This is a genomic window from Vibrio sp. ABH4_348 (genome assembly GCF_056159765.1).
This window is the reverse complement of record NZ_JBSWVW010000002.1, coordinates 76,898-99,079: the sequence shown is the minus strand read 5'-3', so window position 1 is coordinate 99,079 and position 22,182 is coordinate 76,898. Positions and strand designations below refer to the sequence as shown.

The window sequence follows — 22,182 nt, the reverse complement described above, 5'->3', positions numbered from 1 at the left end:
CCTATGGTGCGACTAACTTACCTTTAATTAAGCTTAAACTGGCCAGTGGATTTTTGGAGTTCTGCCGACATATTCGCGAGCTCTCTGCAGGTTGATGCCGTTTGTTGAGAACTATCAGATACTTCTGACGCAGAATGGTCGATGGCATCTATGTTGTTGAGCAGTTCTTCTGCCACCTTGTCTTGTTCCTTACAGGCAATCGCAATTTGTGCACCCATATCAGAAATGGTCGCAATGGCCTCTTCGATGGATGTCATTCGTTGTTGGGATTGCTCGCCTTGCTCAACACAATCTTCCATTTTTGTTCTCGATTGCTCAGTGGTCTCTTTTGCTTCGAGGGCGAGTGATTGTAACTTGGCTATGATATCTGTGATTTCACTGGTGGAATCTTGTGTACGGCCCGCTAATGTCCGTACCTCGTCTGCAACCACAGCAAACCCTCTTCCAGACTCACCAGCGCGCGCAGCTTCTATTGCCGCATTGAGCGCTAACAAATTAGTTTGATCAGCAATATCGCGAATTACGTCAACAATGACGTTGATCTGATTAGACTGTTGTTCAAGTTCCAGAACTTTGTCGCCCGCTTCTCCAATGGTGGTGGCGACGTCTTGAATAGAATTAACCATAGATTGAGTAGTGCGCGCACCCGTTTTGACTTGTTGGTTAGCATCTTCAACGCGCTCGGCACTGATATCTGTGTTGCTAGCCACTTCAGCAACGGTGGCTTTCATTTCAGTCATCGCAGATGCCACGTTGGTGACTTGCGCTTTTTGAGCCTGCGTTTCGCTTGCTGAGCGGTCAGACGCTTGGCTCATATTTTGAACTGACGTCCCGAGGTTATCGACCACGCCTGAAATGTTGGCAATGAGACCTTTAAGGTTTGATTGCATGGTGTCTGATGCGTCAGCTAACATACCAATTTCGTCACTACCAATCTTTGAACGGTCGATTGACTCAGATAGATCGCCTCGAGCAATTGCGTTGGATTGTTTAACAATTGCATTGAGCGGAACACTGATGAGTCGGGTGAGAAATGCAGTCATGACGAACATGAGAACGACAATAAGAATATTAGCCACCATTAACCAAGTGTTTAGCCCAGTCACCGCCGACAAGATCGTCGCCTTGTTGTCGTCCATTGCGCCTTTTAAGATACCGACTAGAATCCCAATATCTTTCTCAACACTTTGAAAATCCTCTAGCGACTGACCTAAAATTGGATAGGCACGCGCTTTGTCTAAGGCTAAAATCGCGTCGTTGAATTCATCCATGTTGGTTAGATAATTGTCCCAACGAACGGAAAGGCGTTTGAATGTTTCTTCTTCTTCACCCGGCCAAACGGTTTTTCCGTAGGCAGCAAGTTTTTCATTGATTTCTGCCCTCATGCCCTCATTGACCGCAACACTTTTTTTGATGTCGTCGATGTCACTCATAGCAAACACCGCAAACTGCGCTCGTCGCCAAAGCGACATTTGATCTCGAATTGCATCAACACTTTCGACTGCTGGTAGGGTATCGTCCGTAAAATTCAGTAATTCTCCCTTGATACGCTTCATTTCTAGCAACATAAATGCCCCGTAGGCAATATTGATTACCGCGATTGTTATGAAGGCGAACGCAATCTTTTTTCGTATCGATAGGTTCTTAAATTGCATAAATCCCAACCTCTTTGGTATTCATCACGATCACCAAGGGTCAAGAAACACGCTCAAAGAGCACGATCTACAACCTCGTCTAAGGAGAGAGTACCTTTAAGACGACAACTTTAGTGATTCATTACTCAATTAAGATAGAAGAGATATGGCAGTTCTGCGAGAAACCGCAGAGCAGTTTTACAAACGCCCTGATAACGATTTTGTAACTAGAGGCTTAACGGACGAAGACAGATTGGCTGGACAGGCTCGTGATGTTCTAATTAGCTTTGAGGCCACGGACGCTGACTTTCCGCGTCAATCCAAGCTTGTACCCAATCAGGTACCTCTTGTTTAAAATCATGGTCGCCAAATTTATCGAGCACTTCAGTAGCAGGCACTAATCCTTGTTTAGACACGGCGCAGACTTTCATCAGTGCAGAAGAGCAAATTTTTCCTTCGCGATGTGTTTCTTGTAAAAAGTAAAACCAGCGGCCATCGTGACACAGCATTTGAGTGGTCATAGTGAATTTGGCCATAAATGGAATACGGCGTCGATAGCGGATACTAGAACCACCCACTGCCACTCCCCATTTGTGTTGTTTCATTAAATCAATAAAACCTACGCGATGGCAGTAGTCCCAGCGTCCTAATTCCATATAGGTGAAATAACGCGCGTTGTTAAGTTCAAAAAACAAATCGATGTCGGTAATACCCGCTCGACATTCCATGATACTTGCTTGATGAAGGTCGATTTTTGAACGCCTTTTGGCTTTAAACATGGTGAGTGAAAACTTGAGGAGTGGGTACATTAAGCAAGCCTTATGTCTGTAAAACATAGATTTATTGGGTTGACTTTTCCCTATAGTAGCGAGCTCGTGAGTGTATTAGTAGTACCACTCAACGAGCTCGTGATGTTACGCATTAAGCCTATTACTTAGGTAGGATTTACTTTCGAATTCGGAAAGAACTCGGCCCAGATTATCCAATATGCACCAGCTTTGACCGTTTCCACTCGTTCCAGTTTTCCAACGTCAGACTCGCCGAAAAAATCGACTTTTGAAACGTCCGAATTATGCGGGTTGTAAAAGATACCCAGACTTTCGTAATCTTGGTCATAATTAACTACGATAGCTTGTCCACCGACTTCGACGTTGATTGGTTTTCGGAAGGATTGAACAAACTCTTCAGTGTAGACGACGTAGTCATCGTTAACGTTAAAGCCCCAAATCTTCTCTTTGGCTGGTAAACGTTTGTCATTGTATGAAACGGTGGGAAAGGTCGGGTCTTCATTTTTTGCTTGATAGTCAACGGCGTGATTGAAGATAAAATCCATGAGGGGATCGTAAATGGCCAAGAAAGGATTTTCCAAAAAAGTAGGTCGAATGTCGCTAGCGATATAGTCATTTATGAACACTTCACCGTTTGGATAAGCTTGCTTAAAGCGTTCAAATGGCATTCGAAAAGTCGGCCATTGTTGCATACTTGCTTCTCTCTGCTGAACCACATCCCGCTCTTTTTTGCCCCAAAGCTGTTGAATGGGTTCGTCACTATTTTTGTCCCACAATATGAGGTTGTTGTGAAGCTGAGTAATTGGGGCGAGATCAACGGCTTTCCCTTCAATATAAGGCGAAAATGCCATGCCTAGATTGGTTAAACCACAGTAGGTCATGACAACGTGGTTACCTTGCCATTCACCGTTTCCAGCGACATGTGGCCTTAACATATGTCGATCAGAGTGAGCCCTAGCATTCCCGTTGACCTCAAATACGATTACGCTTTCCTCTGGTGATAAATAGTGACTCGCTTCATCAATTGATACGAATTGGCCATCGTGCATTCTTTCTCGCATCATCAAGTGTGGATTTAACATGCCGCTAAACATGTTGAACATGATGATCGTTAAAGCGCCATAGAACAGTAATCCACTCGATGAAACAAGTTTGCTAAAACGCATGATTGACACGATGGTAATGCAACATAGTGTTGTATAAGTTAACGGCCATCGGTTGTACCAGACCCACATCGTAGTTGAACGTTCAGACTGTACTATCCATTGACTGATATCAGCGAGGTCCTTGAAAATAACAAAACTAATAATTAATGCGGCACACAAAGTGAGCCAGTAAATAACGGTTAAGGGTGAAGGGTATCGACTGGGCATAATCATTCTCCTTTATGAGTTAAAAATGACTATGATTTATCGAGTGTTTTATTTAAATACACGCTCGTGGAATGCACTGTTTTACTAAGTGGAACAATTACACTTTGTTTTCCAATTTGTGCACACCTTTGTGAAGATTTAAGCGAATTTCTTCGAGTAATGTTGAGATACGTTTTGGGATAAATCGTCGTGATGGGTACAAGCTATAAACGGGAAGCGTAAATGCTGTCTCACTCGGTGCAAACTCAACAAGTGTGCCATCCGCAAGATAATCCGCCACACAGAATTTTGGTAAACAGGTGATTGCCAAACCTGATTTTGCCAGCTCTGCCAGAACATTAACTGAATCTGAACGACAAAGTATATTCACCGGTTGCTCTGGCAATTTTTCATTCCAAAGATAATCGCTAGAGGTCAGTTGCCTTAATAGCGCAAACTTGTTTTCTGGTAAGTGTTGAGTCGTTTCTAAACTGGGCGCATGGTAAAATCCGATTTGTAAACTACCGACGGGATGTGCGATAAGCGATGAATCGGGCTGTTCACCAATAGCAATATGTAAATCGTAGCGGCAGTTGGCGTCGTTTGGTCGCCAATTTACGCTGCTACGAAGTTCAAGTGACAGTTCCGGGTACCGTTTACAAAATTCAGTGATATAAGTTCTGTTGATGTCAAAAAGTAAATCCGGTCCATAAATGACTAGTGTTCCAGCAAACCCATCGTTAAACGACGCAATCTCGTCGCGTGTTTTCTCTGCTTCCCAAAGTAAATCACAACTTCGTTGATAAAACCTTTGTCCTACATCGGTAAGCGTAACCTTACGAGTGGTCCGGTCCAAAAGCCGAGTACGTAGGTCGTTTTCCAAATTTCGGATTCTACGGCTTAAGGTCGATTTAGGAATGTCATAATGGTCAGCTGCTTTGGTGAAACTCTTCTGCTTAACTACCTCTACAAAGAGGGATACATCTTCCAAATTCATAGTAATTTCCTAATATGCGGAGCGCGAAAAAGCGTGATTCACTGTGTTTTAGTTTTTGTACTCTCGCTAGAGAGGGTACTTGCAGAATAGCGGTAGAGTTGTGTGGAATGATGCACAGTAGTTACTTCATATACCCGCGAAGAAACACCTCACCGGTTCGATTGCCAGTGCCTTTCTCAACAACAATTAATACATTACTCGAAAATACTGAAACAACAATCAAATTTAACTAATTGTTTAATAATAGAAATAGGGATAAGATTCGCGTCCCTAAATCAGGGATTTAACTTGGAGTCCAATGCCCCAGAATTAAGGTAACGGTAAAGGTCACGCTCAGCCAGTTAGCCCCATTCAACAGTTTGAAAAAACTCGTCATACGTAAACCATTTTCAATGAGTTGCAGTCCGTGTCGGTATGACTCCCAATGATGACTATCAGAGGGAAACAATGAAACGCATAAACATAATTGGTACTAGTGGTAGCGGTAAGTCTACCTTTGGGAAAAGCCTTGCAGAAAAGCTCGGTTGTCGATATCTCGAGATGGATGATATTTACTGGTTACCAGAGTGGCAACAACCCAGTGATACAGAATTTTTTACTAAGCTTCGCAAAGAGCTGGTCGGGGATTCTTGGGTTTTAGACGGAAACTACAACCGTACCGTTCCAATCAAATGGCAGGACGTTGATGTCGTCATTTGGCTCGACTACTCCTTTCTTCGCACTTTGACTCAGGTAGTACATCGCACCTTTAAGCGTTGTATTACACGGGAAGAACTTTGGAAAGGGACGGGCAATTTTGAAACCTTTTCAAAAGCACTGTTTTCTAAAGATTCTATTATCTTATGGATGATTACAAATCATGCAAAAAATAGAAAACGTTATGAAGCCGTAATGAAAAAAGCTGAGTTTCAACATATCCAGTTTGTTCGACTTAGAAGCCCGAAACACGCTAATGATTATCTCAAAGCTGTCAAACGAATCTAGCCCGGGAGTAATGGGGTAATCCCCTGATCATAACGGGTCTAAAAAGGTGCTCGTATTTCTCGATTTTTGGAATACGAGCGCGTTACGCATTAGCTAAATGACTCATATAAAAAATCAAACTTAGCCGTCACTTTATTTTGCGGAGTACACCAGTAAACAGGCTCACAAGTCTGATTACACGGACTACACTTAAACCGAACTGGTGAATAAAACAATAATCCCAAAATTGAAGGCTTAAAATGAAAACGTCCAAACGGTTTGGTGTTTTTACAATCCCCATAATGATGTTGTTTGTTTTTTTTCTTGGCGGATGTTTTGAACAAACAACAGACAACCCCAGCCTCACAAAAGTACGAGTTGCGGTCTCGCAAACACCACTGAGCAGCCCATTTTTCATCGCCGAACAGCAAGATTTTTTTAAAGGCCACGGTATTGATGTAGAAATTGTCCCCTGTAGAGGAGGGGTGAACTGCGCCAAGTTACTGCAGAAAGGTGACGTTGATTATGCAACCGCATCGGAGACGGTTGCGCTTTTTCATACTCACAAGTATGGCAACGTTAAGATTCTGAGCAATTTTGTTCGCAGTGCGCGAGACCTAAGACTGCTGGCTTTGTTGCAATCAGGTATTAAATCGATTAATGACTTAAGCGGTAAACGAGTTGGAATCGTGCAATCCAGCTCAAGCGAGTTTTATTTTGACCTAGTCTTGATAGCCAGTGCCATGCACAACATCGTTCTGGAACGCGTCTATCTTCAACCAGATCGAATGGTCGAGGCACTACATAATGGTGAAGTTGACGCCATTTCAGTGTGGGAGCCCTACGGTTACCAAGTCTACAAGTCAAGTAAGCACCCTGCGGTAGAGTTGGGATTTGAAGGTATTTATGAGCTCTATTTTAATGTTCTGAGGTTGACTGACTCAGACCTCACTCAACAACAGCATCTTGCCTTATTGAAAGGGTTAAGGGACGGCATAGATTGGATTACGGAAAATCCCTCCGCTAGTCAGAAAATCGTCTCATCAGTTTTAAATTTGACGGAGGAACAGCTTAAGTGGAACTGGGGAAATTACAATTTTCAACTTTCCAATGACTATTCGCTAACGGCTAACCTACAAATGCAAGCGAGATGGGCGTCGAGCCGAAATATACTTGAAGGCCCTCCAGTGGATGTGCGACCACTAGTTGAAGATGACTTTTTTTCGAAGTTGCAGGACTAAGGAAACCGTATGAAGCGCTCGCTGATATCAAAAATGATGTTGATGCTTGCTCTAAGTATTGCTGTTACCTGTGGGGTGATGTACGCCATCTATAGTCTCTATGTTCAGCACGAAAACGCCTCTTTGAACCAGAAAAAAATTAATGCAGTTCAAGCGGAACTCAATGCACTCCAAGGACAAATTAGGACGTTTTTTGACTACTATGATGAAGCGAGCTTGGAGAGTGTGTTCTTGCAACATCGCTCGCTCTCAAGCAAATTAAACGCACTCCCTTCTACCGTTCAAACCGAAAATAACAGCTTGCATAGTTTTAATACGCAAGTAGGCAACTTACTTGCTCGCGAACAACGTTTTTTAGTGGACCAAAAGCTCAGACCGTTTGCACTTAAAGATGTGCAGCAACGACATTTTTTACTCGGTGCTAGGTACAATGTTCTTATTCAGAATATGTCTGAAGTATTAACAACGCTCAATGCCAAGCAGTTAGCGTCAAAGAAGGAAAAGACGCTATCGGTTTTCAAATTGGTTGCAGGCACGCTGATTATGTTTTCTCTTGGACTTACCGCTACAGCATTGGTCACCCTCAGTTCATTTAGCAAAGGTTCGGTCAAATTTATAGAAGCGATGCAAAAGGTAAAGGAGCGAGACTTTGAACATCGAATAGATGTTGAAAAGCTCGACCATGAGTTGCAATCACTCTCTATTACCTTTAACTCAATGTGCGAAGAGCTCGAGCAAAGTGTTTATACCAAGGCCGAACTCCAACAAGAAGTGGACAAAAAAACACAACAGTTGATTCGGCTCTCTGAGCTCGACCCTTTGACGGGTTTGTTAAATCGGCGTGCATTTTATTTATCTTTGGAGTCCGTTGCGTGTCGCGATGACGACGACACAACTGGGCTGCTTTTGGTCTTTATTGACTTGGATGGTTTTAAAGCGATAAACGATCAATTTGGGCATCAAGCGGGAGATGCGGTTCTAATAGAAATCTCGGACCGTCTGAAAGAATTAAGTGAAGAACAAGACTTACTTTGTCGCTATGGCGGAGATGAATTTGTCTTTGCTAAACGCATCAAAGAGGGGCAATTTCAAGCTCACCAGATGGAAAAGAAAATCAAAGAAGTCATCACCAAACCTATTAATGCGGAATCCCAAGCCTTATTTGTCTCTGGCAGTGTGGGCTCAGCTTACTACTCCAGCCAAAAACACTCTATAAAAGACATCATTGCTCAGGCAGACAAAGCCATGTATCGCGATAAAAAAGCTAACAAGGCAAGAATTAAAAATTAACTTGTAGAAACGCATCCAGTGTGGAGTAAAAAGATATGCCTTTCTGGCATAAAAAGCCACCTGTATCTACACTCAAATGGGTTGTTGATGTCTTCGAAGTAAAAGGTCGTTCCATGGAAAAAGTCATGATAAGCAGAAAACAAATTTCTGTTGAGTCGCCAATGATTGCAAATGAAATTTTTGATTTTTGTGTCTATTGCAGCTTGTTCGGGAGTATTGACTCGGCTCGTATGGAGTCGATAACAGTCAAATTAACTAACATGATAGAGAATTCTGAATATGATTTTGTGATTCTCGACCTTGCCAATGTAGATGGTATTGATACCGCTGTGTCTCAACAGCTGGTCAAGCTTGCTGACACATTAGTTTTGGTTGGTGTAGTACCCATTTTTTGCGGTTTGAGAGGAATCATAGCGAGGACTATGGTTGATGTAGGTGTGGAACTTGGCAAGCACCAACTTACACGAGATATGAAAGCGGCAATCAGAATAGTGTTTGAGAAATCAGGATATGAACTAACCAAAGTTACCTAAGTGGATATTGAGCTCGACCGACAAAAGAACTTTGTTTTAAACGTTCATGACGAAAGTGATGTGTATAGGACGGCATCGTTTTGTAAAGATTTTGCAAGAGAAGTGGGGTTCGATGAATATCGCGGAGCCATGTTGTCTTGCAGTGTATCTGAGCTTTGCACAAACGCGGTTAAATACGCCAAGCAAGGGCAAGTTTCTATCCATTTTTGCAACCACACTAAAGACGTTGTGGTGACGGTTACCGACTCCGGCCCGGGAATAGCTAACTTTGAACTCGCTAAAACGGACGGATTTTCAACGTCATCTGAACCGAGTCTGGGGATGGGTCTCGGTGCCGTGATGCGATTTGCAGACCAGTTTGTTGTAAACCAAAACGATGGCTCTGGTTTGTCGATAACAATAAGAAAGAAACTTAACTATTGAGGGGCCTACTATGTCTAGAAGCCTTAAAAGCAGCGCGAGCTAGAACCCATGACAAACATCGAAACCCATGTCGATATCACAGAAGGCAATTTGCTAACGAGTGTGTTAGGAAAAATACAGGACGGTCTTATTGTAATTGGCCGGAATGAGCAAATCATGCTTGTTAACGATGTGGCGTTAGACTTCCTTGAGCAAAGCGTTGGCGAGACCAATTTTATTGACCAAGGGTACCAAACACTTTTCACCAACTTCCCCGTTGTGCAATCAATTGTTTCAGATCTGATTCAACGAACGAGTATTGAACAAATAGAAGACATTAACCAGGTAGTTGATGGGTTGCAGTTTCGTTTTAGTCAGTTAAATTACGGTCTGTTGGTTAACTTATCTCGCAGCCAGGCTACTAACGATTATCGTGCCCGAGACCCAGTTACCGGTTTAATGAATCGAGTTAACTTTGATGGTTTGAATCGAACGGCTGTCGACAGCGATGCCTTCCCTGTGTCTTTTTTATTGATAGATTTGGACGATTTTTCTGCCGTGAACAGCAGGTTTGGCCTTGAGCTTGCCGATCAAGTTTTAAAGCTGTTTGCCACTTTTGTCTCTACTCGCGTCCTCAAAGAGGCAATGTGCGCGCGATTTGGAGGCAATCAAATTATCGTGGTCGTTAATCGATGCAATGTTATTCAAGCGCAGGAGTGTGCGGAGGACTTGAGGCAGCGAATTGAGAGAAAAGTCTACCGGATAGGCAATTTTAACATTTCACTCACTGCGTCAATTGGGGTAACCGAGTGTTCGGAACCAGAGCACTATGTTTATGATGAGCAGGTTTCGAATTTAAACGCGGCTCTGTCGATTGCTAAAGCGAATGGTAAAAATCAAACACAAACCTTCGAAGCTTCAAATCAGAATTTTGGTTCTTATCGCAACAACTTGGAGTGGTTTGATCGCATTAAATATGGGATAGAACGCAACCGATTTGTTCTTTATCAGCAAAAAATAGCCTCGATACAGGCCAATCGCCCCGACTACAAAGAAATTCTTGTTAGATACCGAAGTACCCAAGGCAAGTTCGTATCTCCCGACCAATTTATTCCCGCTGCCGAGCGCAGTGGGCTAATGCCCGTACTCGATAGACATATTGTTAATTTAGCTTTCCAAGCGCTCAGCCTAGAAAGGAGTGCCAAGGCATCAATTAACTTGAGTGGAGAAACCATTTCTGAAAAAAACTTCATGGGCTTTTTGCAAAACGAAGTAAGAAGGTACAACGTTAGTCCTCAGAATATTATTTTTGAAATTACCGAAACCCTTGCCATTAAAAGCTTCAAAGAAACACAAGAATGGATAAAAAAGATAAGAGACATCGGTTTTCGGATAGCGTTGGACGACTTCGGTGTCGGCCATTCCAGTTTTTCTTACCTAAAAAACTTACCGGTCGATGTCATCAAAATAGATGGCTCATTTGTAAGAGAGGTTAATCAAGACCCATTGTGCCGAGACATCGTTGCGTCTATGTCCAAAATTGGAAAGTCAATGGGTGCTGAAGTTGTTGCTGAATACGTTGAAGACAAGCAAATCCTCAACACAATCAGAGAATTAGGGATCGATTACGCTCAAGGTTATTTCGTTGGTAAACCAGAACTATACTGGGAGATAAAGCAGTAGTGGCTATTCAAACCTTTGCTACCGAGAACCACCATGAAATGAAAGAGCTTTTGAACTCAATTGGAACGTGCATAGGCGTTTTTGAGTTTCAGACTGCTGACCGACGTTTTAATCTTATTAGCGCCAATCGTGAGTTCGAATCTGTTCTCGGAAAGAGTATTCCTAGCTGTATTGGTAACAGCCTAGAAATATTGTTTGAGCGCTACATACAGCAACCTTTTCGAGATGCACTCAACGATTGCCTTCAAAAAAATGAAGCAATTGAACGTGAGATCACAATTGAACAATACGGCGATTGCCGCTGGTGGCGTTTTATTATGTCACCTATTTCCACGACGATGGACTCGAACCCACGGATTATGGTTACTGGGATAGAGACTACTGAAAAAAAACGACTTGCAATCGAATTAGAGCGCAGTAAAGAAAGGTTCGAAGCCCTAGTGGAATCCGCTTATGACGGGATCATTAGTATCGACAGCGAGTTCAATATCTGTTTGATCAACTCAGCCGCGAGAGAGATATTTGAACTCGGTGATGAGAATGTTATTGGCCGGTCGATCCACACTCTTATGCCGGAGCGATATAGGGAAGCGCATCCCAAATATCTTAACGGGTTTAAACAATCCGAAATTAGGTCGAGGTCGATGCAATCGCGAACTACCGTCGTTGGTATGCGGAGCGATGGCTCTGAGTTTCCGATAGAAGTAACGATTTCTAAGATCAATGTGTCAGGAAACCTTGAGATGACGGCCGTATTTAGAGATATCTCAGAAAGACACCGATTAATGGAGGAGCTGTCAAAAGCCGCAACCAGTGATTCGTTGACAGGTCTCTCGAATCGACGAGCTTTGGGTCTAATAACAGCTCACGAGTTTGCGAGATGCGAACGATTTGGTGCCGACCTATCTATTGTGCTCATCGACTTAGACGATTTCAAAGTAGTGAATGATGAGTATGGTCACCCAGTGGGTGACCAAGTTTTAATTGAATTTTCAAATATATTGAAGGAAAACGTCCGTTCCTGTGACTATATTTTTAGGTGGGGAGGAGAAGAATTTTTAGTCATTCTTCCTGAAACCACGACAGATGGTGCTAAACGCTGGGCGGAGAAAGTTCGATTAACGGTCCAATCGCACGAGTTTGACAACCCCCTGAGTCGATTAAAGATAACGGCTTCTTTTGGAATTAGTTCGAATCAAACAGGAAACAACTTTGAGCAGATGTTCAGCGATGTTGACAATCGCCTCTACACCGCCAAGCGGAATGGCAAAAACCAAGTTGCTTAAGGATAAGTTCTATGTCCGAACCTAGCGAGCAAATTGTACACTCGATTTTGATCGTGGATGATAACGCTGTGGTTCGTCAGACACTGAAAATTTGCCTGCAAAGTTTGGGTGTTCAAAATCTCTATGAGGCTGAACATGGTGAACACGCTAAACAGTTGATCGAAGAACACGACTTCGCCGCGATCATCTGCGACCTAAATATGCCAGTCAGCGACGGTCTAGAGGTCTTGTTTTATCTAAATAGTATTCGATACAAAGGGCATGTGGTACTCATCAGCGGTGAAGAAAGAGAAATACTGATTTCAACGTTTGATCTAGCAGGTTTGTATCAGCTGAATATTTTGGGGTGTATAGAAAAACCAGTTTCTGCCGCCAGTCTAAATGAAATATTACTTGGTCCATTAAAAAGCCAGCCTCGAAAAAAATCTGAGAATCAAACCAATCGACGACTTATATTCCACAATGACTTACAACGACTTCTAGGCCAAGATTGCCTTGAGCCTTTCTTTCAACCGCAAATTTGCAACAAAACTGGCAAGGTGCACGGCATAGAAGTACTTGCGAGAATATTGGATGGCGATGTTGTGATCAGCCCTGATCAATTTATCCAAGTCGCGGAATCCGATGTCAACATGATAAAGACTCTGACTGAAAAATTGATTAAAAAAACGCTGGTCTATTTGTCGAAAGACTTGGATTTTTTCAAAAACTTTTACATCGCATTTAATATTTCTGCTTCGGTATTGGGCTCGCGCAACTTTCCATATTGGTTGGATAAAGTGGTAAAGCAGCACGGGTTTGACCCGCAAAAAATCGTTAGTGAGCTAACTGAAACCGCTGTTGTGGAGGACAACTTGCTTATCCACACGCAGTTGCTTCGCTTGAGAATGATGGGTTTTGTCGTTTCTATTGATGATTTTGGCACTGGCTATTCATCTTTATCTCAAATTCACGCACTGCCATTCAATGAGTTAAAAATTGACAAAAGCTTTGTAATGGATTGTTTAAACAATCGGAAATCACGAGCCGTATTAGAGCAAAGTATTAGACTGGCAAAAGCGCTAAATATTAGTGTGGTGGCCGAAGGCGTTGAGACCCAGGAGATTGCAAACCTTTTAACCAAGCTTGAGTGTGACTTTAACCAAGGCTTTTTGTATTCCAAGCCCTTACCTTATCAAGCTTTACTCGACTACCTTAACGAAAACAAGGTCGTGTAATGAAGCTGTCGACCAAACTTCCTTTATTGTTTCTCTTTGTCGCCTTGCTGATGCTCTTAGCGACGGTTTACGTTTCTTACTCTGGGAAAACAAACTTAAAATCGGCGACTACAGGAAGTATTGAACGAGAAGCAACGCTATTAATTCGATTGATAGAAAGAAACCTATTCGAACGATACCATGATGCTCAAGCGTTTAGAGGCTCACTTCCTCCCGTTGATTCGATTGATTTTTCATCTGTTGCCGCGAGTAAATATCAAACCGAAAAGTTAGACGGTTTTATTTCCAATTACAAAGTCTACCGCAAAATTCTCATCACCGACTTAGATGGCAACATCATCAATCAAAGCACCATTAATGCCAACGGTAAAGTACTAGAGAAGGTTCAACTAAGCCGCGAAGCACTAAACGCAAAAGAATGGTACCAAGCTGCCGCCAACGGTGTGGTTTTAGATCCAAAGGTTCCGGACAGTAGCTATGTAATTGGCCCAGAACGAGCGTTGATCGACGACAAGGCCAACAGCTATGACATGGTGTTTGCATCTTTAATCAGAGATGAGTTTGGCACACCATTAGGGCTTTGGATTAACATTGTCGATTTTGAAGTTGTCGAGAGTATTGTTGCAGAAACTTATGAGTTGTTGGCGGACCGAGGGTTTGTTAGCTCTGAACTTACCATTCTCGATAAGGATGGCTTGATCATTGTTGACTATGATCCAGTGGGTCAATCAGAGCCCATTTACGAGCGAGATTTTGAGGTGCTGGGCAATCTAAACCTCGCTCTCAATGGGGTTGAAGGCGCACGCTTGGCCATTGCTGGTCTTTCTGGGTCGAATATATCTCGGCATTTCAGAAAACAAGTGGACCAAGTGACAGGGTTTGCGCATTCCGACGGTGCTTACGACTATAAGGGGCTTGGTTGGTCAGCCCTAATTCGGGTCGAAGAAAAAGAGGCATTTAGTGCCGCCGATCAATTGTTTCAGTACTCGTTGCTGTTGGCCGCTTTTTCAGTGCTCGTGATTTTAGCCATTGCCTTCTACCTCGCTCGGTTCATTTCTAGACCAATCGAAATGTTGTCGGTTTCAATCCGAAAACTTGCTGATGGAGGGAAAGAAGTTGTTATTCCTAAGCTAGGTTCGAGCAAAGAGATTTCAGAGATATCAAATGAGTTGACACGATTGCGTGACATAGTTGTGGAACGGGAAAATTTGTCCAAGTTGACCGACGAACAACAGTTCAAACTCGACATTCAAAGTAAGGCGATCGACAGTACCGCAACCGGCATCATTGTGACAGATGAAACTAAAGCCGACTCGCCTATTGTTTTTACCAACCGAGCATTTGAACGCATGTCCGGTTATACCCAAGAAGAGGTCTTGGGGAAAAACTGTCGTTTTCTTCAAGGTGAAGATCGCGAACAACGCGACCTTGAAACGTTAAAAAATGCCATCGATAAGCGAATGTCTTGCTCTGTTGTGCTTAGAAACTACAGAAAAGACGGAACTCTGTTTTTCAATAACTTACGAATCGACCCCGTATTCTCGCAAGGGGGTACGCTAACTCAGTACATTGGGGTTTTGACGGATATCACTGAGCTGGTCAACAAAGAAAACGCCAGTAAAAGGGTATTGGAAGAGGAAATTCAAAATAGAACGCTGCAACTAAGTGAATCTGAAGGGCGTATGCGTACTGTGTTCGATACTGCCCTTGATGGCACGGCGATAATCGACCAACAAGGCAAAGTCGTCGATGCGAATCGAGTCTTGGAAAAAATATTTGGCTACAAGCGCGATGAACTCATTGGCAAAAACATTAATTGTTTGATGCCTAGCTATCAAGCTGAAAAGCACGACCAATATTTAACTAGCTATATGGAGTCCGGAGACAAAAAGTTAATTGGGACTCCGAGACAGTTAATAGGTCTACGCAAAGATAACCTCGAAATTCCAATCGAGGTTTCAGTCGGGGAGATGTGGGATAGTGGCAAACAGTACTTTGTCGGCATGGTCAAAGATGTATCCCATCAAAAAGAAAATGAAAAACGCGAAGCTAAATTACAACGAGAGCTGAAAGAGCGAGAAGTCATTTACCGGACCGCTTTTGATCAAGCTGCCGTTGGAATATGCCGACTTTCCAAGGAAACCGAATTTCTTGAGGTCAATGAACGATTGTGTGAACTTCTTGGCTTCTCGGATGCCGAGCTTATGCAGACCAACTTTTTGTCACACATACATGAAAGTGCAGAACACGCCGTGCAGTCTGAGTTCGCACGTATTTCAAATCTAGAGCACTCCAACTTTAGTTTGGACCTTGTGCTCAAAAATCGTCCCGAGAACTGGGTGTCAGTTTCCGCCTCTTCGGTGATGGACGAAGCGAGTGGTCAAGCCAAGTATTTTGTCGTCGCGGTACAAGACATAACCGCAAGTAAAAATGTAGAGATTGAGTTAAGAGAGGAACAAGTCGCCAATCAACAATTGATACTTGGCATGAAGATAGCTTCTGATGCAGCCAATATTTGTAATTGGGCGATTGATATAGACACAGGTAAGGTTACTTGGGATAGCAATATGTACGCCCTATATGGGATTCCGAGGGACCAAAAACTGTACTTAGAGGATTGGAAAAAACTGATCCATGTCGATGACTTATCTGAAGCCATGTTCGGTTTGGACAAAGCAATTTACGACAGAAGCTCGTTTGATGTGGAATACCGGATAATTAATCGAATGACTGGATTAATTCATTGGGTCAAGTCTTCCGGCGATGTCGCGCTGAACAATGAGACTGGAAGAAACGAAGTCTTTGGCGTACATATCGACATATCTGAGGTCAAAGAATCCCAAATTGCGTTGGAAAGGGAGTCTCGCTTGGCGAGACAAGCCAATGAGGCGAAATCTCGGTTTTTAGCGACCATGAGTCATGAAATTCGTACTCCGATGAATGGCGTGATCGGTATGATTGATTTGCTTCGAGATACCTCCTTAACCGACGACCAATTACAGATGGTTTCAACGATAAGAGATTCTTCGTTTTCCTTACTTACCATCATCAATGACATCTTAGACTTTTCCAAAATTGAAGCAGGAAAGTTGGAGTTAGAGGTCGTAGAAACCGACGTAATCGCACTTCTTGAAAGCACCGTCGACCTTATTTGGACAGATGCTTACAACAAAAACGTAGATGTTTACCTCTATGTTTCCAAAGACGTACCTGAACGAGTAAATCTTGATCCTGTGAGAACTAAGCAATTGGTACTCAATATTATTGGTAATGCGGTTAAATTCAGTAATCAGGGATCAAAGCGAGGTTGCGTCAAAATTCGTTTGGATTTTGAAAGTAGAAACTCTGAATTGAAGGTTTCCATTCAGGACAATGGGATCGGAATGACGAAAGAGCAGTTGTTTAAACTGTTCAAACCTTTCTCTCAAGCTGACAATACCACAACCAGAAGGTTTGGTGGGACTGGCCTTGGTTTAAGTATCACCAAATCTCTCATCGAGAAAATGAATGGCGATATTGATGTCCAAAGTACATTTGGGCAGGGAACTAAGTTTTTATTGACTATTCCAACACAAGTTATTCCATTCGAGCCGAGTGCGAAAAACTACAATTTTGATAACTGTATATTTGAGTTCAGTTTTGATGATATTGAGCTTCATAACCTAGTTAACTATACGCTTGCGAACCGAAATGCACTGCGCAATCACCCAGTCGAAAGCGAAGCACAGGTTATAGAAATTACCAATCGGATAGAAGACTTCGAGCAAGATACCGACAAAAAAGTGCTCTACTTATCTACTCACAATATTTCTGGAATAAATCAACTTAAAAGTAATATTCAAATATTACTTTGCCGCCCTTTTAAACTCCGAGAGTTTTTGTACAAACTAGCAATTTTGACTGGGCAAGAAAGTCCGGAAATTAATTGGAATGGCATATTAAAATCTAGCGAAAGCCAAGAAGCGAGTGAAAACGATAAAGCGCAAGCAGAGCAATTCACACTGTTATGTGCTGAAGACAATGAAACGAATCGACTGGTATTGTCTGAGCAGCTTAAGAAACTTGGTTACAAATTTGACATAGTGGAAGATGGTCAGCAGGCATTTGAACTTTGGCAGGAGAGAGACTTTGACCTGATTTTAACCGATTGCCATATGCCGGTGATGGACGGTTTTGAACTCACTAAGAATATTAGAGAACAAGAGCAAGATGTTGAGCGGAATAAAATACCGATTATCGCTATTACCGCTAATGCATTAGTCGGTGAGTCAGAAAACTGCATCGCTGCTGGTATGGACGATTATATAGCGAAACCGGTTGATTTTAAGAGGCTGAAATCGGTATTGAAAAAATACCTGAGCGGAGAAAAGAGCTGTCCGATACTTGATGAACATACCAAAGTCGACGAAGTAATAAACGATATTGCTGACTCTGAATACACCGACGATGGACTTGCCGTTTTAAGCTTAGAGCATTTGGCAGAAGTGATTGGAACCGAAGATAGAGATTTGTTTAAGACGGTTCTATCGCTATTTTGGGAAAGTATCGAGAGAGATACGCATCAAATTAATGCGGCGATCGAAATGCAAGATACGACCGAAATTAAGAATATCGCTCATGCTGCAAAAGGTTCATCACGTTCCAGTGGGGCGTTGGCGATGGGAGCTGTGATGGAGGAAATTGAAAAACATAGCTCAGATATCGAAATGCTTAGAAAATATACAAGTAAATCAGATTTAGCTTTAAAAGAACTAAAAGAGAAGCTTAGCTCTGAAGGCTTTATAGACGAAAATTAAGTCTTATTTTGGAGGGGATTTAGGTGAAATCGATGATCAATGTTCATACAAGGATATATGTTTTTCATAACTCTCCAGAGAACTACGATAATATAAAAAACATTGTTGAGCACAGTTTTTTAGATGTGCATTCAATTAACATTGATAAGGAACAAAGTGAATTTATAAAGTCGATCTCTGATGAGTATACGTGTTCAATTAATGTCTATCTGTTCGATAATCCCGAAGAGGCAGAAGCATTAATAAAGCTTTTTGAATCGCATGACTCTTTGTCAAAGTTCAATAAAAAACCGCAGTTTAATTTGCTGCTTTGTGAAAAAACCTTCAGAGAAAAAGCATACGAGCTATGTCTAAGTGATGTTTTTTATAGTTATGAGACCATCAAGCCAATCTATGACAACAATAAGCTTAAATTAGTTTTTAGAAGGTTGTCAGAAGAACTGCTTGAGAAAATCAAACTAGAAAATGAGAAGGAAAACAACAAGTCGTTGAGTGAGGAAACGGATTCTTTTTTGAAAGAATTAGAGCAATTGGGCGTGTCTATTACCCCGGAAAAAGAGCAACTAATAAAAAAAATCAACGCAGTGGCCACCCCAATGCAAGTACTCGCTAATTCCATTGAAGAAAGTGATTTGGTTGAAGCAGTAAATCGCTTGCTTGAATCAGCTGAACGGAATACTGGCACTCAACTAAAGAGTTTTAAAGCGCTAACAACACAATTGGGTGATTGCAGTCATCAGACTGATGCGGTGATTAGTGGCATCAGTAACACTCTGTCAAATATGCAATCGACTTATGCTCGACCGTCAGAATCCATATTGATAGCTGAAGATCAGAAGGTCATGCAACAAATCATAGTGTCTATTGTCGAGCCCAAAGGATATAAAGTGGAATTAGCGAGCAATGGTGCTGAGGCGCTCATGAAAGCCAAGGTGTCTTTTCCTAGCTTGATTCTTTTGGATCTTGATATGCCAATCATGGATGGTCTAAATGCTTTAAAGGCACTTAAAGGCATCGAGGAAACTAAAGGAATACCGGTCATTATGCTCACCAGTCATTCCGACAAAAATATAATACACAACTGTATCGCCGAAGGTGCGGTAGATTACGTAGTCAAGCCGACAAAAGCTACGACACTATTAGAAAAAATCAAAAAAGCGATTCAGCAAAGCGCCACACCTTAAGTACTTTTTTTATCTTAGGTAATTTAGGTCACGAGATGGCCGGCTCACCTTATTCAAGTTTTTGCGCAAACTCCGCTACAACTTGCGATAGCCCATGTGGATTGTCCCAAGCCATTGAATGGCCAGCATTTGGTATCGTAAACACTTCAATTCCCTGTTTCGATAGTTCTTGATGATCTGGGTCGGGCAGTGATTGGTCACCAAATACGAAGGCTCTAGGGACTTCAAGTGAGTAAAAAATCTCACGCCAACTCGGACTAACTCCTTCAACTAACGAAACGGCGGTTCGGTGAATCGCCAACGGGGAGCTGACAGACATTGAGGCCGCCCAGTGGCTGTTACCCGCACGCTTGGTCATTTGAACCAATTTGTGATGCCCCGATGTTACATACTCCTCCTCAGTGTAAGCGGCGATTTTTTTACTGAAAAAGCCTCCGCCAGAATCTAAGTTTGCTTCGGTTAGAATGATTCCAGACAACTTGTCCTGGATTTGTTTTGCCAAACTTAGTGCCACTGCTCCTCCCATGCTATGGGCGAACAGAAAAACTCTGTCAAAACCGAGATGGGTGATGAGCTGTTTTATGGAATTGGCGTGGCTTTCTATTTGATAGTCGTAATCTGCTGGTTTGTCGCTATAACCCGACCCAAGAAGATCAACAAGTATACGACGATGGCCACAAAGCTCGTCCATACTGACTATTTCTGGATAGTCATAACTCGCGGTACAGCCCAATCCGTGAATAAAGATAATGGGCATTTTCTCACCGGGTAAATCTAAATAGCGAAGTTTTGAGTTTAGGGTAGGGATGTCGAATTCTTTCACAGGCTTACTGAGCTTCTTCTTTTGTTTGATTTTTGGGGTTAGGGCTTTCTTTTGCTAATTCGTACACCAAAGCACCTGATATTAGTATGAAACAATAGACCATAATCTCTGGAACAAATGCCGTGTTTAATGCCATCTGGGCAATCTTGTCCACTTCTCCGCTCACAGTAAAAGGGTAAACCATCTTGAAGACGTACAAAATTACTAGTACTAAGACGTTAACACTGGCCAAATAAAGCAGTTTACGTGCTCTTTTGGAGACATTTAATTTGAGTTTATAGGGCAAATACAAATACAGCCAAATTGGAACTGTTACAGTCAGCAGAATCAATATAGCTAATGCGGTTGAAACCAAAAGATTGAGCATATGTATATGATGTATTTCGTTACCAGTGTTTCTAAGCCTACCTTAGCTGGTGGATACTGACCTATTTTAAATCAATTTGTTAGAGAGATTTCATGCACTTGAATAATTTTGCTTGAACTCAAGAAACAAAAAGGGCGCTAATAAGCGCCCTTTGATGTTTTAGACTGTGTAGATTACACGTCGTAAGTCGTTGATGCCGTATCGCCGCCTGTACCAGTCCAGTTAGTGTGGAAAAATTCACCACGTGGACGGTCAGTACGCTCGTAAGTGTGAGCACCGAAGTAGTCACGTTGAGCTTGAAGTAGGTTAGCTGGCAGACGAGCTGTTGTGTAACCGTCTAGGAAAGATAGTGCAGAAATCGTACATGGCATTGGGATACCAGACTCTAGAGATTTCGCTGCTACTTTACGCCATGCCGCTAGGCTGCCTTGTAGGATGTTTTTGAAGTACTCATCAGAACCTAGGAATGCGATGTCTGGGTTTGCTTCGTACGCGTCACGGATGTTGCCTAGGAATGCAGAGCGGATGATACAACCACCACGCCACATTAGCGCTACGTTACCGTAGTTTAGGTCCCAACCGTTCTCGTTAGATGCTTCGCGCATTAGCATGAAGCCTTGAGCGTAAGAAATGATCTTAGAAGCCAGTAGTGCTTGACGTAGTGCGTCAACCCACTCTTGCTTGTCGCCTTCAACAGGTGTGATTGTCTTGCCGAACAGAGATTCAGCTTCAACACGTTGATCTTTAAGAGCAGATAGGCAACGAGAGAATACAGACTCAGAGATAAGCGTTAGAGGAATACCTAGGTCTAGTGCGTTGATACCAGTCCATTTACCCGTACCTTTCTGGCCTGCAGTGTCTAGGATCTTCTCAACGAGTGGTTCACCGTCTTCATCTTTGTAGCCAAGGATGTCAGCAGTGATTTCTACTAGGTAGCTGTCTAGCTCAGTTTTGTTCCAGTCAGCAAATACAGCCTGCATTTCGTCAGCAGACATGCCAAGGCCGTCTTTCATGAACTGGTAAGCTTCAGTGATAAGCTGCATGTCACCGTATTCGATACCGTTGTGTACCATCTTAACGAAGTGGCCAGCACCGTCGTTACCAACCCAGTCACAACAAGGCTCACCCGCGTCAGTTTTGGCAGAAATGCCTTGGAAGATAGGCTTAACCGCTTCCCAAGCTTCAGCTGCGCCGCCTGGCATGATAGAAGGTCCAAAACGTGCACCTTCTTCACCACCAGATACACCAGTACCGATGAAGTGAATGCCTTTTTCACGGCAATGAACAACACGACGGTTAGTATCTGGGTAGTTAGTGTTACCACCGTCAATAATGATGTCGCCTTCGTCTAGCAAAGGAATTAGGTTGTCAATAAAGGTATCAACTACTGAACCTGCACGAACCATAAGCATGACTTTACGAGGTGTCTCTAGCTTCTCTACTAGCTCTTCAAGAGAGTATGCACCAACAATGTTAGTGCCTTTCGCTGGGCCTTCAAGAAACTCGTCTACTTTTGCCGCAGTACGGTTGTGTGCCACAACTTTGAAGCCGTGGTCGTTCATGTTTAGAATTAGGTTTTGACCCATTACCGCTAGGCCAACTACACCAATATCGCCTTTCATTTTT

17 protein-coding genes are annotated in these 22,182 nt (G+C 42.7%); 10 read left to right on the top strand and 7 right to left on the bottom strand.

What is annotated here, in order from left to right:
* Positions 1–23: 23 nt before the first annotated feature.
* The 4 genes from ACXAFJ_RS14010 to ACXAFJ_RS13995 form a co-directional block, all read right to left on the bottom strand.
* A complete protein-coding gene (locus ACXAFJ_RS14010; protein ID WP_475324267.1) occupies positions 24–1,655 on the bottom strand; it encodes a methyl-accepting chemotaxis protein in 1,632 nt (543 codons plus the stop codon).
* Positions 1,656–1,915: 260 nt separating this feature from the next.
* Positions 1,916–2,443 (bottom strand): thioesterase family protein, encoded by a 528-nt coding sequence (locus tag ACXAFJ_RS14005; protein ID WP_475324265.1) that lies wholly within the window; start codon positions 2,441–2,443, stop codon positions 1,916–1,918.
* Between the two features lie 125 nt (positions 2,444–2,568).
* Positions 2,569–3,588: a DUF3179 domain-containing (seleno)protein gene (locus ACXAFJ_RS14000; protein WP_475324264.1), complete on the bottom strand. Its 1,020-nt coding sequence runs from the start codon at positions 3,586–3,588 to the stop codon at positions 2,569–2,571.
* 304 nt (positions 3,589–3,892) lie between these two features.
* Entirely contained in the window at positions 3,893–4,771 is an 879-nt protein-coding gene (locus tag ACXAFJ_RS13995) for a LysR family transcriptional regulator (protein WP_475324262.1), read from the bottom strand.
* A gap of 447 nt (positions 4,772–5,218) precedes the next feature.
* Here ACXAFJ_RS13995 and ACXAFJ_RS13990 point away from each other — a divergent pair, with 447 nt between their 5' ends.
* From ACXAFJ_RS13990 to ACXAFJ_RS13945, 10 genes are all read left to right on the top strand, one after another.
* Positions 5,219–5,755: a shikimate kinase gene (locus ACXAFJ_RS13990; protein ID WP_475324261.1), complete on the top strand. Its 537-nt coding sequence runs from the start codon at positions 5,219–5,221 to the stop codon at positions 5,753–5,755.
* Between the two features lie 239 nt (positions 5,756–5,994).
* A complete protein-coding gene (locus ACXAFJ_RS13985; protein ID WP_475324259.1) occupies positions 5,995–6,975 on the top strand; it encodes an ABC transporter substrate-binding protein in 981 nt (326 codons plus the stop codon).
* Positions 6,976–6,984: 9 nt separating this feature from the next.
* On the top strand, positions 6,985–8,265 hold the full coding sequence (locus ACXAFJ_RS13980; RefSeq protein ID WP_475324257.1) for a diguanylate cyclase domain-containing protein: 1,281 nt from the start codon (positions 6,985–6,987) through the stop codon (positions 8,263–8,265).
* A gap of 35 nt (positions 8,266–8,300) precedes the next feature.
* The gene (locus tag ACXAFJ_RS13975; protein ID WP_475324256.1) at positions 8,301–8,798 is read left to right on the top strand and encodes an STAS domain-containing protein; all 498 of its coding nucleotides are present in this window, start codon (positions 8,301–8,303) and stop codon (positions 8,796–8,798) included.
* A complete protein-coding gene (locus ACXAFJ_RS13970; protein ID WP_475324254.1) occupies positions 8,799–9,221 on the top strand; it encodes an ATP-binding protein in 423 nt (140 codons plus the stop codon). It abuts the gene before it with no gap.
* 48 nt (positions 9,222–9,269) lie between these two features.
* Positions 9,270–10,883, top strand: a complete 1,614-nt coding sequence (locus tag ACXAFJ_RS13965; RefSeq protein ID WP_475324253.1) for a putative bifunctional diguanylate cyclase/phosphodiesterase — start codon at positions 9,270–9,272, stop codon at positions 10,881–10,883.
* Entirely contained in the window at positions 10,883–12,169 is a 1,287-nt protein-coding gene (locus ACXAFJ_RS13960; protein WP_475324252.1) for a sensor domain-containing diguanylate cyclase, read from the top strand. Before ACXAFJ_RS13965 ends, ACXAFJ_RS13960 begins: the two co-directional genes overlap by 1 nt.
* An 11-nt stretch (positions 12,170–12,180) precedes the next feature.
* Positions 12,181–13,386, top strand: a complete 1,206-nt coding sequence (locus ACXAFJ_RS13955) for an EAL domain-containing response regulator (RefSeq protein WP_475324250.1) — start codon at positions 12,181–12,183, stop codon at positions 13,384–13,386.
* A complete protein-coding gene (locus ACXAFJ_RS13950) occupies positions 13,386–18,182 on the top strand; it encodes a PAS domain S-box protein (RefSeq protein ID WP_475324249.1) in 4,797 nt (1,598 codons plus the stop codon). The genes ACXAFJ_RS13955 and ACXAFJ_RS13950 overlap by 1 nt, the downstream gene beginning before the upstream one ends.
* A 32-nt stretch (positions 18,183–18,214) precedes the next feature.
* Positions 18,215–19,366 carry a response regulator gene (locus ACXAFJ_RS13945; protein ID WP_475324247.1) on the top strand — a complete coding sequence of 384 codons (1,152 nt, stop codon included), beginning with the start codon at positions 18,215–18,217 and terminating at the stop codon, positions 19,364–19,366.
* Positions 19,367–19,415: 49 nt separating this feature from the next.
* On the opposite strand, the gene ACXAFJ_RS13940 is transcribed toward ACXAFJ_RS13945, so the two are convergent.
* The 3 genes from ACXAFJ_RS13940 to gnd all read right to left on the bottom strand — a co-directional run bounded on the left by ACXAFJ_RS13940 (position 19,416) and on the right by gnd (position 22,178).
* Positions 19,416–20,189, bottom strand: coding sequence for an alpha/beta fold hydrolase (locus ACXAFJ_RS13940; RefSeq protein WP_475324246.1), 774 nt, complete (start codon positions 20,187–20,189; stop codon positions 19,416–19,418).
* 4 nt (positions 20,190–20,193) lie between these two features.
* Entirely contained in the window at positions 20,194–20,343 is a 150-nt protein-coding gene (locus ACXAFJ_RS13935) for a hypothetical protein (protein ID WP_475324245.1), read from the bottom strand.
* A 386-nt stretch (positions 20,344–20,729) separates the two neighbouring features.
* Positions 20,730–22,178, bottom strand: a complete 1,449-nt coding sequence (gene gnd, locus ACXAFJ_RS13930) for a decarboxylating NADP(+)-dependent phosphogluconate dehydrogenase (RefSeq protein ID WP_475324244.1) — start codon at positions 22,176–22,178, stop codon at positions 20,730–20,732.
* Positions 22,179–22,182 lie beyond the last annotated feature (4 nt).

Excerpts from the sequence above, each read along its gene's own strand:
- ACXAFJ_RS14010 (WP_475324267.1), bottom strand. The coding sequence starts at position 1,655 with ATGCAATTTAAGAACCTATCGATACGAAAAAAGATTGCGTTCGCCTTC.
- ACXAFJ_RS14005 (WP_475324265.1), bottom strand. The coding sequence starts at position 2,443 with ATGTACCCACTCCTCAAGTTTTCACTCACCATGTTTAAAGCCAAAAGG.
- ACXAFJ_RS14000 (WP_475324264.1), bottom strand. The coding sequence starts at position 3,588 with ATGCGTTTTAGCAAACTTGTTTCATCGAGTGGATTACTGTTCTATGGC.
- ACXAFJ_RS13995 (WP_475324262.1), bottom strand. The coding sequence starts at position 4,771 with ATGAATTTGGAAGATGTATCCCTCTTTGTAGAGGTAGTTAAGCAGAAG.
- ACXAFJ_RS13990 (WP_475324261.1), top strand. The coding sequence starts at position 5,219 with ATGAAACGCATAAACATAATTGGTACTAGTGGTAGCGGTAAGTCTACC.
- ACXAFJ_RS13985 (WP_475324259.1), top strand. The coding sequence starts at position 5,995 with ATGAAAACGTCCAAACGGTTTGGTGTTTTTACAATCCCCATAATGATG.
- ACXAFJ_RS13980 (WP_475324257.1), top strand. The coding sequence starts at position 6,985 with ATGAAGCGCTCGCTGATATCAAAAATGATGTTGATGCTTGCTCTAAGT.
- ACXAFJ_RS13975 (WP_475324256.1), top strand. The coding sequence starts at position 8,301 with ATGCCTTTCTGGCATAAAAAGCCACCTGTATCTACACTCAAATGGGTT.
- ACXAFJ_RS13965 (WP_475324253.1), top strand. The coding sequence starts at position 9,270 with ATGACAAACATCGAAACCCATGTCGATATCACAGAAGGCAATTTGCTA.
- ACXAFJ_RS13955 (WP_475324250.1), top strand. The coding sequence starts at position 12,181 with ATGTCCGAACCTAGCGAGCAAATTGTACACTCGATTTTGATCGTGGAT.
- ACXAFJ_RS13950 (WP_475324249.1), top strand. The coding sequence starts at position 13,386 with ATGAAGCTGTCGACCAAACTTCCTTTATTGTTTCTCTTTGTCGCCTTG.
- ACXAFJ_RS13945 (WP_475324247.1), top strand. The coding sequence starts at position 18,215 with ATGATCAATGTTCATACAAGGATATATGTTTTTCATAACTCTCCAGAG.
- gnd (WP_475324244.1), bottom strand. The coding sequence starts at position 22,178 with ATGAAAGGCGATATTGGTGTAGTTGGCCTAGCGGTAATGGGTCAAAAC.